14 protein-coding genes and 1 tRNA gene are annotated in these 12193 nt (G+C 68.8%); 4 read left to right on the top strand and 11 right to left on the bottom strand.

Going from position 1 to position 12193, the window contains the following annotated elements; all coding sequences use genetic code 11:
- The first annotated feature begins 110 nt into the window (after positions 1-110).
- Positions 111-1412, top strand: a complete 1302-nt coding sequence (locus BLQ43_RS05115; protein ID WP_090019035.1) for a methyl-accepting chemotaxis protein — start codon at positions 111-113, stop codon at positions 1410-1412.
- Positions 1413-1515: 103 nt separating this feature from the next.
- Positions 1516-1950, top strand: a complete 435-nt coding sequence (locus BLQ43_RS05120; RefSeq protein WP_090019036.1) for a hypothetical protein — start codon at positions 1516-1518, stop codon at positions 1948-1950.
- An 8-nt stretch (positions 1951-1958) separates the two neighbouring features.
- Here the strand turns inward: BLQ43_RS05120 and BLQ43_RS05125 are convergent, their stop codons facing one another.
- The 11 genes from BLQ43_RS05125 to BLQ43_RS05170 all read right to left on the bottom strand — a co-directional run bounded on the left by BLQ43_RS05125 (position 1959) and on the right by BLQ43_RS05170 (position 10557).
- On the bottom strand, positions 1959-2915 hold the full coding sequence (locus BLQ43_RS05125; protein ID WP_218119125.1) for a L,D-transpeptidase family protein: 957 nt from the start codon (positions 2913-2915) through the stop codon (positions 1959-1961).
- Between the two features lie 204 nt (positions 2916-3119).
- Positions 3120-3211: transfer RNA gene (locus BLQ43_RS05130), tRNA-Ser, on the bottom strand.
- A 64-nt stretch (positions 3212-3275) separates the two neighbouring features.
- Positions 3276-4460 (bottom strand): trans-sulfuration enzyme family protein, encoded by a 1185-nt coding sequence (locus tag BLQ43_RS05135; protein ID WP_090019037.1) that lies wholly within the window; start codon positions 4458-4460, stop codon positions 3276-3278.
- A gap of 7 nt (positions 4461-4467) precedes the next feature.
- On the bottom strand, positions 4468-5160 hold the full coding sequence (locus BLQ43_RS05140; protein WP_090019038.1) for a glutathione binding-like protein: 693 nt from the start codon (positions 5158-5160) through the stop codon (positions 4468-4470).
- A 191-nt stretch (positions 5161-5351) separates the two neighbouring features.
- Positions 5352-5645: a hypothetical protein gene (locus tag BLQ43_RS14290; protein ID WP_143006162.1), complete on the bottom strand. Its 294-nt coding sequence runs from the start codon at positions 5643-5645 to the stop codon at positions 5352-5354.
- Positions 5608-6027 carry a Fur family transcriptional regulator gene (locus BLQ43_RS05145; RefSeq protein ID WP_090019039.1) on the bottom strand — a complete coding sequence of 140 codons (420 nt, stop codon included), beginning with the start codon at positions 6025-6027 and terminating at the stop codon, positions 5608-5610. Before BLQ43_RS05145 ends, BLQ43_RS14290 begins: the two co-directional genes overlap by 38 nt.
- Positions 6028-6411: 384 nt before the next feature.
- Entirely contained in the window at positions 6412-7866 is a 1455-nt protein-coding gene (gene gatB, locus BLQ43_RS05150) for an Asp-tRNA(Asn)/Glu-tRNA(Gln) amidotransferase subunit GatB (RefSeq protein WP_090019040.1), read from the bottom strand.
- A gap of 5 nt (positions 7867-7871) precedes the next feature.
- A complete protein-coding gene (gene gatA, locus BLQ43_RS05155; protein WP_090019041.1) occupies positions 7872-9353 on the bottom strand; it encodes an Asp-tRNA(Asn)/Glu-tRNA(Gln) amidotransferase subunit GatA in 1482 nt (493 codons plus the stop codon).
- A gap of 7 nt (positions 9354-9360) precedes the next feature.
- Positions 9361-9648 carry an Asp-tRNA(Asn)/Glu-tRNA(Gln) amidotransferase subunit GatC gene (gene gatC, locus BLQ43_RS05160; RefSeq protein WP_090019042.1) on the bottom strand — a complete coding sequence of 96 codons (288 nt, stop codon included), beginning with the start codon at positions 9646-9648 and terminating at the stop codon, positions 9361-9363.
- A gap of 130 nt (positions 9649-9778) precedes the next feature.
- Positions 9779-10258 (bottom strand): hypothetical protein, encoded by a 480-nt coding sequence (locus BLQ43_RS05165; RefSeq protein WP_090019043.1) that lies wholly within the window; start codon positions 10256-10258, stop codon positions 9779-9781.
- Positions 10255-10557, bottom strand: a complete 303-nt coding sequence (locus tag BLQ43_RS05170; RefSeq protein ID WP_090019044.1) for a nucleotidyltransferase domain-containing protein — start codon at positions 10555-10557, stop codon at positions 10255-10257. Before BLQ43_RS05170 ends, BLQ43_RS05165 begins: the two co-directional genes overlap by 4 nt.
- Positions 10558-10656: 99 nt before the next feature.
- Here BLQ43_RS05170 and ruvX point away from each other — a divergent pair, with 99 nt between their 5' ends.
- Positions 10657-11157: a Holliday junction resolvase RuvX gene (ruvX, locus tag BLQ43_RS05175; protein WP_090019045.1), complete on the top strand. Its 501-nt coding sequence runs from the start codon at positions 10657-10659 to the stop codon at positions 11155-11157.
- Between the two features lie 44 nt (positions 11158-11201).
- Positions 11202-12116 carry an AEC family transporter gene (locus tag BLQ43_RS05180; protein WP_090019046.1) on the top strand — a complete coding sequence of 305 codons (915 nt, stop codon included), beginning with the start codon at positions 11202-11204 and terminating at the stop codon, positions 12114-12116.
- Positions 12117-12193 lie beyond the last annotated feature (77 nt).

Consider the following 12193-nt stretch of genomic DNA (forward strand, 5'->3'; position numbering starts at 1 on the left):
CCCGCAACCCCCGAAATCCCGCACTGGCGGTCCGGAAAATGGTTGACGCGTCTCGCACCTCTCCAGTTTTTTGGCCTTAAGATTTTGGATCATCCGAAAGGCCAGCCGGCATGGACACGCGCGACACATCAAGCGGCGACGGCTTGTTGAGCAAACTCTTCAACACGGGCAAGAGCGCCCGGGAGCAGGCGCTCCTCGCCGTGATCGAGCAGTATTTCGCCACAATTCAATTTTCGGCCGACGGAACCATCCGGCACGCGAACCAGAACTTTCTGGACACCGTCGGTTATCGCTTCGACGAGATCGTTGGCAAGAACCACAAGCTGTTCGTCGACGACGCCATGAAGGCATCCGACGAATACCGTGAGTTCTGGCGCAGCCTCCGCAAGGGTGAGGCCTTTCAGAAGATCTTCCCGCGACGGACGAAGCAGGGCCAGCAGATCTGGCTCCAGGCGGTCTACATGCCCATCCAGGACCGCCAGGGCCGCGTGACCGCCGTTCAAAAGGTCGCTCAGGACGTGACGGAACAGCAGCAGACGGCCGAACGCGCCCGGCAGGAGCGCGAGCGTGCCATGCGCGACACGGCGGACCGGCTGCAAAGCCAGGTCGGGGAAATCGTTACCGCGGTGACGGGCGCCACGCAGCAGCTCCAGCAGACGGCCAACACGATGTCGCAGGCGGCGTCCGACACGAGCGCGCGGGTGCAGAAGGTCGGCGCCTCGGCCGAACACGCGGCGGGCAACGTCCAGACCGTTTCATCCGCGGCCCAGCAGCTCACCAGCTCCATCGACGAGGTCGGCTCGCGCATCGAGCACGCCTCCGAAACCGCCCGGGCGGCGCGGGAGCGCACCGACAATGCGCGCAGCCAGGTTCAGTCCCTGGCCCAGGCGGCCGACCGCATCGGCGAGGCCGTGCAGCAGATCAACGACATCGCGGAGAAGACCAACCTGCTGGCCCTCAACGCCACGATCGAGGCGGCGCGCGCGGGCGAGGCCGGCAAGGGCTTCGCGGTCGTGGCCGACGAGGTGAAGACGCTCGCCAACCAGACGCAGAAAGCCACGGAAGACATCACCCAGCGCATCAGCGCCGTGCAGAGCGAGACGCAGCAGGCGGTCGGCGTGATCGAAACCGTGGCGGACAACATGCGCGAGATCGACGACGCCGCGTCCTCGATCGCCTCGGCTGTGGAGGAGCAGGTCGCCTCGACCCGGGAGATCTCCCGCAACGTCGAGGAGGCCGCCAGCGGCGTGCAGAACGTCTCCAGCGAGATGCAGGGCGTGAACGAAACAGCCGAGCTGGCCAGCACCGCGGCCCGGGACGTGCTCTCGGCCGCCGACAACCTCTCCAAACACGCGGACACGCTCTCGACCCAGGTGGACGCGTTCCTGAAGGACGTCGCCAGCGACAGCTAGCACCGCGGTCTACACCCATTGCGCGAAACAACATACTTTGTTGCGCGCACCGTCCGGTATGCGGCACCATAGCATGCCGGCTCATCGGGTGGAGGGGAACGCGATGCTGGAATCCCGTGCGCCGATCGCGCTGCTGATCCTGCGGCTCAGCGTGGCGATCTTCCTGGCCGTCTGGGTCGTGGAGAAGTTCGTGGCGCCGAGCAGCATGGTGGGCATCGGGGCCAAGTTCTACGGGCTGGAGTTGACGGTCACACACGTCTACGTCATCGGCGCCATCCAGGCGGTCATGCTCCTGCTGTTCACCATTGGCGCCGTGCCGCTGGTCTCGACCGGCTTTTTCGTGGTGATCCACGCGGTGAGCATGCTGGTGAGCTACGAGAACCTGCTGAATCCCTACGTGGGGCCGAACCACCTCTTCCACGCCGGCATTCCCGCCCTGGCCGCGCTCGTGGCCCTGCTGATGCTGCGCCACTGGGACACCCTGGCGAGCGTTCAGGGCATCGGCCGTGGCGGCGGTCAGTACGGCAAGGTGGCGTAGAACAGGGCTCAGCTGCGCCGCTCCGGCCGGGCCACGGGCTCGGGGATGCCGCGCCGCTCGTGCATCACGCGGTCCACCGTGGGCCAGTCGATCGTGGCGTCGCGCGCTTGCGCGTGCGCCACGACACGGCCCGGCAGGTCGCTGACGACGGCCGGGTCGAAGCTGCCCGTTCGGGCGAGCTGGCTGGCCTGCTCCTGGTTGGGGTGCACCTCCAGCAGCAGCGTGCCACCCACCCAGCCGAGCTTGGCCGGCTGATCCACCACCTGGACGGGCGTGCCCACGGCCACTTGGTCGAAAAAGCGGGCGATGTCCTCGGGATACAGGCGGACGCAGCCGTGGCTGACGCGGCGGCCGATGCCCCAGGGCATGTTGGTGCCGTGAAAGAGGTACGTCGGCCACCCCAGATCAAGCTTGTAGTGCCCCAAGGGGTTGTCGTCCCCGGCCGGGACCACCTTCGGCAGGTCCGGGTTCTCTTCACGGATGGATTCCGGTGGGCGCCACACCGGGTTCTTCGTTTTCGCCACGATCTCCGTGCGCCCCGTGGGCGTGGACCAGCCCTGACGCCCGATGCCGACGGGATGCGAGGCCACCGCGACGCCGTCGCGGAACCGGTAGACGCGCTGGTCGGCGAGGTTGAGCACCAGGCCCTCGCGATCGGCGTCGGGCAGCAGATGAGCCGTGGGCAGGACCAGCTCCGTCCCCTCGCCCGGCAGCCATGGGTCCACGCCGCGATTGGCCGCCACCATCTCGGTGTAGCCGAGCCCGAAGCGCCGCGCGACGTCCAGCAGGGTATCCTCATGACGCGCCGTGTAGCGGCCCAGCGTGCCGATCACCGGTGCGGCCTCGGGCCAGCGCGGCACCATCCCGGAGAGCATCGCCACCGCCGGCGCGGGGACCGCGGCCGCCGCCGTGGCGGCGAGGCTTCCAGTCAGCAGCCGGCGACGTGTCAGGGGCGAGGTGGTCATCCACATCGGTCCGGTCGGTGGCGGGACGGCACGGGCGCGCAGGCCGGGGCCGTGAACCCGCAAAATGTCCCGTCCCGGACCGCCAAGGCAAGGGGACGCCGGCGTTTTGCGCAGCCCCGGTCGGCGGACACACCCGCGCCAAGCGGACAACCACCATCGTGGCCGAGTGTCTTGGCGTATCATTTTGGAGAAGAACAAAGCGAATGGCGGAGAGGGAGGGATTCGAACCCTCGAACCGGTATTACCCGGTTACTCCCTTAGCAGGGGAGCGCCTTCGACCGCTCGGCCACCTCTCCGCAGCAATCCGTGTCGGCCCTGATCGCCGCGTGCGCCCGATGTAGGCGGGTGCGCCGCCGCCTGTCAATGCCGGTTATCGCCGCGCCCGGAACACAGCCCTTTATGGCCCGAAGCACCCCGATCCAGCGCCTGCTCCAGGTCGGCGATCAGGTCGTCCGGGTGCTCGATTCCCACCGACAGCCGCACGAGGTCGCCGGGCACGGGGCTGTCCGCCCCCTCGATGCCGGCGCGGTGCTCGATCAGGCTCTCCACCCCGCCCAGCGAGGTCGCGGGCAGAATGGTCCGGCAGGCATGGGGCACCCGTTCCGCCGCCGCGCGGCCGTCCGCCAGCCGCAAGGACAGCATGCCGCCGAAGCCGCGTTCCATCTGCCGCGCCGCCGTGGCGTGGCCGGGATGGGATTGGAGGCCGGGATAGAGCACCGCGTTCACCTTCGGGTGCCGGTCGAAGTGCTCGGCGATGGCCTGTGCCGTCGCCGCCGCCCGCTCGGCGCGCAGGTAGAGCGTCCGCATGCCGCGCAGCAGCAGCCACGCCTCGAACGGGCCGAGGATGCCCCCGCCGTGCGCCCGCGTGGCGCGCACGCGGTGCCACAGCGCGTGGTCGGGCTGGTTTGTGACCAGCGCGCCCGCCACGATGTCGCTGTGCCCGTTGAGCATCTTGGTGGCGGAGTGGAAAACCACGTCCGCGCCGTGGGCCAGCGGCCGCGTGTGCACCGGCGTGGGCACGGTGTTGTCCACCGCCAGCCACGCCCCCGCTTCGTGCGCGGCCTCGGCCGCCGCGGCGATGTCGACGACGTCCCAGGTCGGGTTGGCCGGGGTTTCGATCCACACCACCCGCGTGCGCCCCGGCTGCACGGCCGCCGCGATGGTGCCCGGCTCCCCCGCGTCGACGAAGTCGAGCCCGATGCCCCACTCCGCGCAGAAGTCCGTCAGCCACCGCCGCAGTCCCCAGTACATCACGCGCTGCGCGACGATGTGGTCGCCCGGCCGCAGCGCTCCGATCATGGCCGTCGCCGCCGCCATGCCGGAAGCGAACAGCAGCGCCTCGCCGCCGCCCTCCAGCTCGGCGAGGAGGCGTTCCGCCGGCTCCACGCCGGGGCTCTGGTCGCGGGCGTAGCTGCGCCCCTCGTCGGCCCCCTGGACGAAGGTGGAGGCCGGCTGCAGCGGTGGAACGACGGCGCCGTCGCGCGGATCGGGACCGACGGCGCCGTGGGCCGCGCGGGTTTCGGGATGCGGTTTCTCGCCCGTCACGCCGGGGTCAGTGCTGCTTGTACTGCGTGCCGCCGAAGAGGACCTCGCGCGCCTTCTGATCGAAGCTCTCCTTGCGATGGTCGGCCAGGACCTTCACGCCGCGCTGCACGGCCGGGCGCTCGTTGATGGCGTCAAACCAGCGCTTGACGTTCGGGAATTCGTCCATGTCCACGCCCTGCTTGGAGGCGCTACGCGTCCACGGGAACGCGGCGATGTCGGCCACGGTGTAGTGCTCCCCGGCCAGGTAGGGCGTCTCAGCCAGCCGGCGTTCCATCACGCGATAGAGCCGCGTCGTCTCGTTCGTGTAGCGCTCATAGGCGTACTCGATGCGCTCGGGCGCGTACTGGCGGAAGTGGTGCGCCTGCCCCGCCATCGGGCCGAGGCCGCCCATCTGCCACATCAGCCACTGCATCGTCCGGTAGCGGCCGGGCTGGTCGGCCGGCAGGAAGTAGCCGGTCTTCTCGGCCAAATAGAACAGGATCGCGCCGGACTCGAAGAGCGGCAGCGGATGCCCGTCCGGACCGTCGCGGTCGACGATCGCCGGGATCTTGTTGTTGGGCGAGATCTGGAGGAAGTGATCCCCGAACTGGTCCCCTTGGCCGATGTCGACAGGATGGACCTCGTAGTCCAGCCCCGTCTCCTCCAGCATGATGTGGACCTTATGGCCGTTGGGCGTCGGCCAGGAATAAAGCTCGATCATGGCGATCCTCGCGGCTCGCGGTGTGTGTGTCGCGGTCGGCAGCCGGCGCGCGGCACAAGCCTGCGGCGTTGTGGCGCATGCCTGCCCCGCGACGCAATGGCGCAACGTGCCCGCCTTGGATTAGAAAAATTCCAGATTTTAAAAAGGAAAAGAAGCGCCGGGCCCGGCCGTGCCGGTCGGCGCTGGACGGATCAATGGAGCGCGCGGCGCTCGACAAGTTCGGTGATCAGGCGATTGACCTGGTTCGCCGGCTGCCCCGGATGGTGGTAGCTGTACACCCGCGCTGCGACGAGGTGGGCGTCGGTGTGCGACGCGCCCTTTTCCATCATCTCGCGGTAGCAGCGCACCACGGCGTCCCGGCACTTGCAGGGGATGTTCGGATCCAGCGACTCACACGCCAGGGGGCCGCCGCCGTGCTCCGCCTCCGGCTCCTGATCCGAGTGCGGCTCAGGAATCGCCTTCGTTGTCCGGATTCTTGTGACCATAAAGTTCTACCCTGCGATCGACCAAATCGAAACCGAGATCGTTTGCGATCTGGCGCAGACGGGCGTCGAGCTCCTCGTCCTTGAACTCGACCACCTCGCCGGTGTTGACGTCGATGAAGTGGTAGTGCTGCTCCAGATTGGCCTCGAAGCGCGCGTGGTTCTCATTGAAGTCGTGCTTCTTGACCAGATTCATCTGGCCCAGAAGATTCAGGGTTCGGTACACGGTCGCGATCGAGATGCTGGAGTCCATTTCCTTGGAGCGCAGATAGACCGTCTCCACCGAGGGATGGTCGTCCGCGCGCTCCAGCACCTCCAGGATCGCGCGCCGCTGGCCCGTCATCTTCAGGCCGGCGTCGATGCATTTCTGTTCCAGCTCGGTCATGCCAAGCACCTCACTGGGCCAGGCCGGTTCCGGGGAACCTGACCTTGGCAGTCATCTTTTAGCCCATCGGCCGGGCGCCGATCAAGTGTCGATGTCAAAGCCTTGCACATCGCCCGTTCTTTATAAAGATTCAAAATGCAGCGCATGACAGCAGGGCATGTGGACCGCCATGTCCCCCGTGTCGACGGCCGGCCGCCCGGGGCAAAACCGGATGGACGCGGCCGCGCGGCCCGCCCCAAGCTCCGAATCGGCACCCGGGCGGTTCCTGTGATGGTCTGGGGCTTTCCACGAAGGTGTGGCCGCAAACCATGCCGAAAGCCCCTGTCGCCCCGCAAGCCGAACCAATTCTCCGCCCAAGGCGCGTTCAGCTTCGCCGAAGCTGCCCTAGCTGAGCTTCTTCTGCAGGATCTCGTTGACGACCTTGGGGTTCGCCTTGCCGCCGGTCGCCTTCATGACCTGCCCGGTGAACCAGCCCATCACCTTCTTGTTGCCTTCCTGAACCTGCGCGACCTGCTTGGGGTTTTCCGCGATCAGCCGGTCGACGATGGCTTCCAGCTCCGAGGTGTCGGTGATCTGCTTGAGGCCCTGCTCCTCGACGATCGTGCCCGGCTTCTTGCCGGTTTCCCACATCTGCTCGAAGACGTCCTTGGCGATGCGCCCCGAGATCGTCTCGTCCTGCATGAGGTCGATGAGCTCGCCCAACATCGCGGAATCGATCGGCGAGTCGTCCAGCTCCAGCCCGGCCTTGTTGAGCGCGCCGAAGAGCTCCGTCGTCACCCAGTTGGCGGCGACCTTGGGATCGCGACCCGCGGCGACCCGCTCGTAGAAGTCGGCCGTTTCGCGCTCGGCGACCAGGATGCCGGCGTCGTACGCGCCCAAACCGTACTCGTCCATGAAGCGCTGTTTTTTCTCGTCCGGCAGCTCCGGCAGGGACTGCTTGATGCGCTCCACCCAGTCCTGCTCCACGACGAGCGGCAGCAGGTCCGGGTCCGGGAAGTAGCGGTAGTCGTGCGCGTATTCCTTGGAGCGCAGCGAGCGCGTCTCGCCCTTGAAGGAATCGTACAGCCGCGTCTCCTGTTCGATGGTGCCACCCTGTTCAAGCACCTCGATCTGGCGCATGGCCTCGACTTCGATGGCCTGCATGATGAAGCGCACGGAGTTGACGTTCTTCACCTCGCAGCGCGTGCCCGGCACCTCGCCCGGCCGGCGCACCGAGAGGTTGATGTCGCAGCGCATCGAGCCCTCGGCCATGTTGCCGTCGCAGGTGCCCAGATAGCGCAGGATGGACTGTAGCTTGCGGATGTAGGCGCCCGCCTGCTCGGGGCTGCGGATGTCGGGCCGGGAGACGATCTCCATCAGCGCCACGCCCGAGCGGTTGAGGTCGATGTAGGTCTTGCCCGGCTCCTGGTCGTGCATCGACTTGCCGGCGTCCTGCTCCATGTGCAGGCGCTCGATGCCCACCGGCACGACCTCGCCGTCCGGCATGTCCAGATAGACCGTGCCCTCGCCCACGACCGGGGTGTTGTACTGCGAGATCTGGTAGCCCTGCGGCAGGTCCGGGTAGAAGTAGTTCTTGCGCTCGAAGGTGGAGACTCGGTTGATCTCCGCGCGCAGGCCCAGGCCGGTCTTCACCGCCTGCTCCACGCAGAAGCTGTTGATGACCGGCAGCATGCCGGGCATGCCGGCGTCCACCGGGGAGACCTGCGTGTTGGGCTCCGCGCCGAAGGCCGTGCTGGCCGGCGAGAACAGCTTGGCGTTGGAGATCACCTGGGCGTGCACCTCCAGCCCGACGACGATCTCCCACTGGCCGGTTTCGCCCGCGATGCGATAATTCGCCATGGTGTTCAGCTCCCCGCAACGAAGCCGGGCGTGTGCCGGAAGTCGGCGGCCGTTTCCAGCACCTGACCGACCTTGAGCACGGTTTCCTCGTCGAACGCGCGGCCGATGAGCTGCAGGCCCAGCGGCAGGCCGTCGTCGCTCAGCCCCGCCGGCACGTTCAGGCCCGGCAGCCCGGCCAGGCTCGCCGGCACGGTGAAGACGTCGTTGAGGTACATGGCGATGGGATCGTCCACCAGATCGCCCACGGCGAACGCGGGCGACGGCGCCGTGGGCGCCAGGATGACGTCGACCTCGCGGTAGGCCTCGCGGAAGTCCTGCGCGATCAGCGAGCGCACCCGCCGCGCCTTGTTGTAGTAGGCGTCGTAGTAGCCGGCGGAGAGCACGTAGGTGCCGATGAGGATGCGGCGCTTGACCTCGTCGCCGAAGCCCTCGGCGCGCGTGCGCTCGTACATCTCCGTCAGCGACTTGGCGTCCTCGGCGCGATGGCCGAAGCGCACGCCGTCGTAGCGCGCCAGGTTCGCCGAGGCCTCGGCCGGCGCGATGATGTAGTAGGCCGGCAGGGCGTAGCGCGTGCGCGGCAGGGAGATTTCCACCGGCTCGGCGCCGGCCTGGCGCAGCCAGTCCATGCCCTGCTGCCACAGGCGCTCGATCTCGCCGGGCATGCCGTCGACGCGGTACTCGCGCGGGATGCCGACCTTGAGGCCGCGAATGTCGCCGGTGAGCGCCGCCTCGAAGTCCGGCACGGGCGAATTGACGCTGGTGCTGTCGTGGGGGTCGTGCCCCGCCATGGCGCCCAGCATGAGCGCGGCGTCGCGCACCGAGCGCGTCATCGGCCCGGCCTGGTCCAGCGAGGAGGCGAAGGCGACGATGCCCAGGCGCGAGCACCGGCCGTAGGTGGGCTTCATCCCCACGGTGCCGGTAAAGGACGCGGGCTGACGGATGGAGCCGCCGGTGTCCGTCCCCGTCGCGGCCAGCGCGGCGCGCGCGGCGATGGCGCTGGCGGAGCCGCCGGAGGAGCCGCCCGGCACCAGCGGGCGGTTGTCGCCCGCGCGCGCCCAGGGGTTCTTCGCCGGGCCGTAGTAGGTGTTCTCGTTGGACGAGCCCATGGCGAACTCGTCCATGTTGGTCTTGCCCAGCAGCACGGCCCCGGCGTCCCACAGGTTGCGGGTGACGGTGGACTCGTACGGCGGGGTGAAGCCGTCGAGGATGTGCGAGGCCGCCGTGGTCAGCACGTCGCGCGTGGCGAAGAGGTCCTTGATGGCGATGGGCAACCCTTCCAGCGGGCGCGCCTCCCCCTTGGCGCGGCGCTCGTCGGAAGCCTTCGCCATCTCGCGCGCGAGATCCGGCGTTTCCGTGATGAAGGCGTTGAGCTCGCGGGCGCTTTCGACGGCCGCGACGTGCGCGTCCGTCAACTCGCGCGCGGACACCTCGCCCTGGTTCAGGAGGTCGCGCGCGTCCGCGAGCGTGAGATCGGTCAGCGCGGCCATGTTCGGATCAGTCCACCACCTTGGGCACGACGAAGTAGCCGTGGCGCGTTTCGGGCGCGTTCTTGAGGATGTCCGCCTGCCGGTCGCCGTCGGCGACGACGTCGTCGCGCATCTTCAGCGCCATCTCGGCCACGGAGGTCATGGGCTCCACGCCCTCGGTGTCCAGCTCGTTGAGCTGTTCGACCCAGTGAATGATGTTGCCCATCTCCTCGGCCAGGGCGCGCTTCTGCTCCGGCTCCAGGCGGATGCGCGCAAGCTGCGCGATCTGCGCGACGGTTTGCTCATCGACCGCCATGCGGGCGTCCCTCTCTCGGGTGTTCGCGGGGCTCGCGGATGTTCACGGGAAAGGCACCCGCCGGGCGGTCGCGCCCGCCGGGTGCGCGGACGGTAGCAGGGGGTCAGGGGCCGGACAAGCGGCCCGCTGGTCAGACGATGCCGCGGCGGCGGGCGGCCTCGGCCATGCGCGCGTGCGCCGCCGTAAGAGCCGGCACGTAGTGGCCCGCCATGTTCAGCGCGTCGGCAAGGTCGTCGGGATCGTCGACGTATTCGTGCACCAGCCGGTTGCGCAGGCCGCGCGCCGTCATCCAGGCATCCGGATCGTCGACCCAGCCGAAGCGATGGGCCCGGTCCAGATTGTCCAGCAGCGGCCCGACGCGCTCGCCCAGCGCCGCCAGCAGCAGCGGCAGAACCTTTGTGCCCAGCCCGTCCTGAAAGCGGCCGAAACGGGCGGCGAAGGCTTCCACGAGATCCCCGCGCGCCGGGCTGTCCGCGATTCCGCGCAGCCATGCCGGCGTCACGGGCGCGCCCTCGGGGAACAGCCGGTCGCGCGCATCCACGAGCGCCGTTTCCTCGCGTTCCGCCAGGTCCAACGCGCGAACAAGCCGCTCGGCGGGCGATTCCGTCATGTCAGCTCGATCCCCTCGTCGCGGGCGGCGCGGTGGATGGGCTTTTCGCGCACCGTGGGGTCGGCCACCACGATGTCGATCTTCCGGTCGCCAAGGGCACGGATCAGGTCGGCCTCATACCGCGCCGCCGTCTCCACGCGGTTCGGGATGGGGCGGTCCGCCTCGACGAAGAGATCGATGTCGCCGCCGCGCGCACGATCGTCCGTGCGCGAGCCGAAGACGTAGACGCGCACGTCATCGCCGAAGCGCGTGCGCGCCGCATCCCGAATGGCCCGCTGCTGCTGGTCCGTCAGGCGCATGGAACCCGTCCTCTTCACGCCGTGCCACGATGCGGGCACCCGACGCGAGGGCCAAGCCCGCCGTGGCATCCACCGACCCGTTTCGCTAACCTCCGCGCCATGTCCGTGATCGCCTTCGAGGAGCTGCTCCAAAACATCCCCGCTCGCGCCCGCGTGCTCGGCCTGGATCTGGGCGAGAAGACAATCGGCGTCGCCGTCTCCGACCGCGACCGCCGCGTGGCCTCGCCGGTGGAGACCATCAAGCGCACGAAGTTCACCAAGGACGCCGAGCGCCTGTCGGCCATCTGTGCCGAGCGCGAGGTCAAGGCACTGATCCTCGGCCTGCCCGTGAACATGCAGGGCGAGGAAGGCCGGCGCTGCCAAGCCACGCGCCAGTTCGCCCGCAACCTCGTGGACAAGGCGGGCGTCACGCTGCCCATCGCGTTCTGGGACGAGCGCCTGTCCACCCAGGCGGTGGAGCGCGTGCTCATCGGCGACGCGGACATGAACCACCGGGACCGCGCCAAGGTCGTCGACCAAATGGCCGCCGCCTACATCCTCCAGGGGGCGTTGGACCGGCTTCAGCAACCCGTTGGCGGATTGCCGCCTGACGGCGGCTGATCGGCACTACACATCTTACGTCCGTGCGTTAACCTCCGCCCATCATGCTGACGATCTTCGGGGCGATCCTGCCCGTCTTCCTGCTGATCCTCGTGGGCGCGGGGCTGCGCCGCCTGGACTTTCCGGGCGAGGCGGCGTGGGGGCCGCTGTCGCGGCTGGCCTACTACGTGCTCTTTCCAGCGCTGATCCTGGAAACCCTGGGCGGCGCCCAGCTCGGCGCGCTGCGCGTGGGGCCCATGGCCGCGGCCATCGTGGCGACGCTCGTGGCCGTCATGGCCGTGCTCCTGGCGCTGCGCCCGAAGCTGGCGCGCACCGACCCGGCGTTTTCCAGCGTCGTCCAGGGCTCGACGCGCGTGAACGGCTACATCTGCCTCTCGCTGGTGGCGAACATCTGGGGCAGCGCGGGCCTGACGGTGGCCGCGATCGCCATGGCCGCCATCGTGCCCACGGTAAATGTGCTGGCGGTGTCCACGCTCGCGCGCTTCGGCCACGGCGGCGACCCGCGTGTGCGGGCGGTCGTGCGAACGCTGGCGCGCAACCCCCTGATCTGGGCGGCGATTGCCGGGATCGCGCTCAACGCGACGGGCATCGGCCTGCCGCCCGTCATCGGCCCGATGGCGGAGATGCTGAGCCGCGCCGCCCTGCCCCTCGGCCTGCTGATCGTGGGCGCGGCGCTGGACTTCTCGGCCGTGCGGCACGACGCGGGTCCCATCGTGCGCAGCGCCGTGCTCAAGCTCGCGGTCGCGCCCGCGTTCGCCGTCCTCTTCCTGTGGCTGTTCGGCGTGGAGGGCATCACGGCGAGCGTGGCGCTGCTGTTCATGGCGGCGCCGACGGCCACGGCCTCCTACGTCCTGGCGCGCGAGCTGGGCGGCGACGCGCGGCTGATGGCCGGGCTGGTGACGGCGCAGACGCTGGCGTCGCTGGTGACGCTGCCGGTTATCCTCATGATCGTGCAGTAAGCCGCGACGCGGATGCGCTGTGCTAGGCTGGCTTCGACAGCATCACGACAGAGAACACATGGCCTCATTCTGTCTTT

Source organism: Limimonas halophila, from assembly GCF_900100655.1.
Lineage (GTDB): Bacteria > Pseudomonadota > Alphaproteobacteria > Kiloniellales > Rhodovibrionaceae > Limimonas > Limimonas halophila.

Coding starts and splice junctions, on each gene's coding strand:
- BLQ43_RS05170 (WP_090019044.1), bottom strand. CDS start 10,557: ATGCGCCTGACGGACCAGCAGCAGCGGGCCATTCGGGATGCGGCGCGC.
- BLQ43_RS05115 (WP_090019035.1), top strand. CDS start 111: ATGGACACGCGCGACACATCAAGCGGCGACGGCTTGTTGAGCAAACTC.
- BLQ43_RS05145 (WP_090019039.1), bottom strand. CDS start 6,027: ATGACCGAGCTGGAACAGAAATGCATCGACGCCGGCCTGAAGATGACG.
- gatB (WP_090019040.1), bottom strand. CDS start 7,866: ATGGCGAATTATCGCATCGCGGGCGAAACCGGCCAGTGGGAGATCGTC.
- BLQ43_RS05180 (WP_090019046.1), top strand. CDS start 11,202: ATGCTGACGATCTTCGGGGCGATCCTGCCCGTCTTCCTGCTGATCCTC.
- BLQ43_RS05120 (WP_090019036.1), top strand. CDS start 1,516: ATGCTGGAATCCCGTGCGCCGATCGCGCTGCTGATCCTGCGGCTCAGC.
- ruvX (WP_090019045.1), top strand. CDS start 10,657: ATGTCCGTGATCGCCTTCGAGGAGCTGCTCCAAAACATCCCCGCTCGC.
- BLQ43_RS14290 (WP_143006162.1), bottom strand. CDS start 5,645: ATGGTCACAAGAATCCGGACAACGAAGGCGATTCCTGAGCCGCACTCG.
- gatA (WP_090019041.1), bottom strand. CDS start 9,353: ATGGCCGCGCTGACCGATCTCACGCTCGCGGACGCGCGCGACCTCCTG.
- BLQ43_RS05165 (WP_090019043.1), bottom strand. CDS start 10,258: ATGACGGAATCGCCCGCCGAGCGGCTTGTTCGCGCGTTGGACCTGGCG.
- BLQ43_RS05140 (WP_090019038.1), bottom strand. CDS start 5,160: ATGATCGAGCTTTATTCCTGGCCGACGCCCAACGGCCATAAGGTCCAC.
- gatC (WP_090019042.1), bottom strand. CDS start 9,648: ATGGCGGTCGATGAGCAAACCGTCGCGCAGATCGCGCAGCTTGCGCGC.
- BLQ43_RS05125 (WP_218119125.1), bottom strand. CDS start 2,915: ATGACCACCTCGCCCCTGACACGTCGCCGGCTGCTGACTGGAAGCCTC.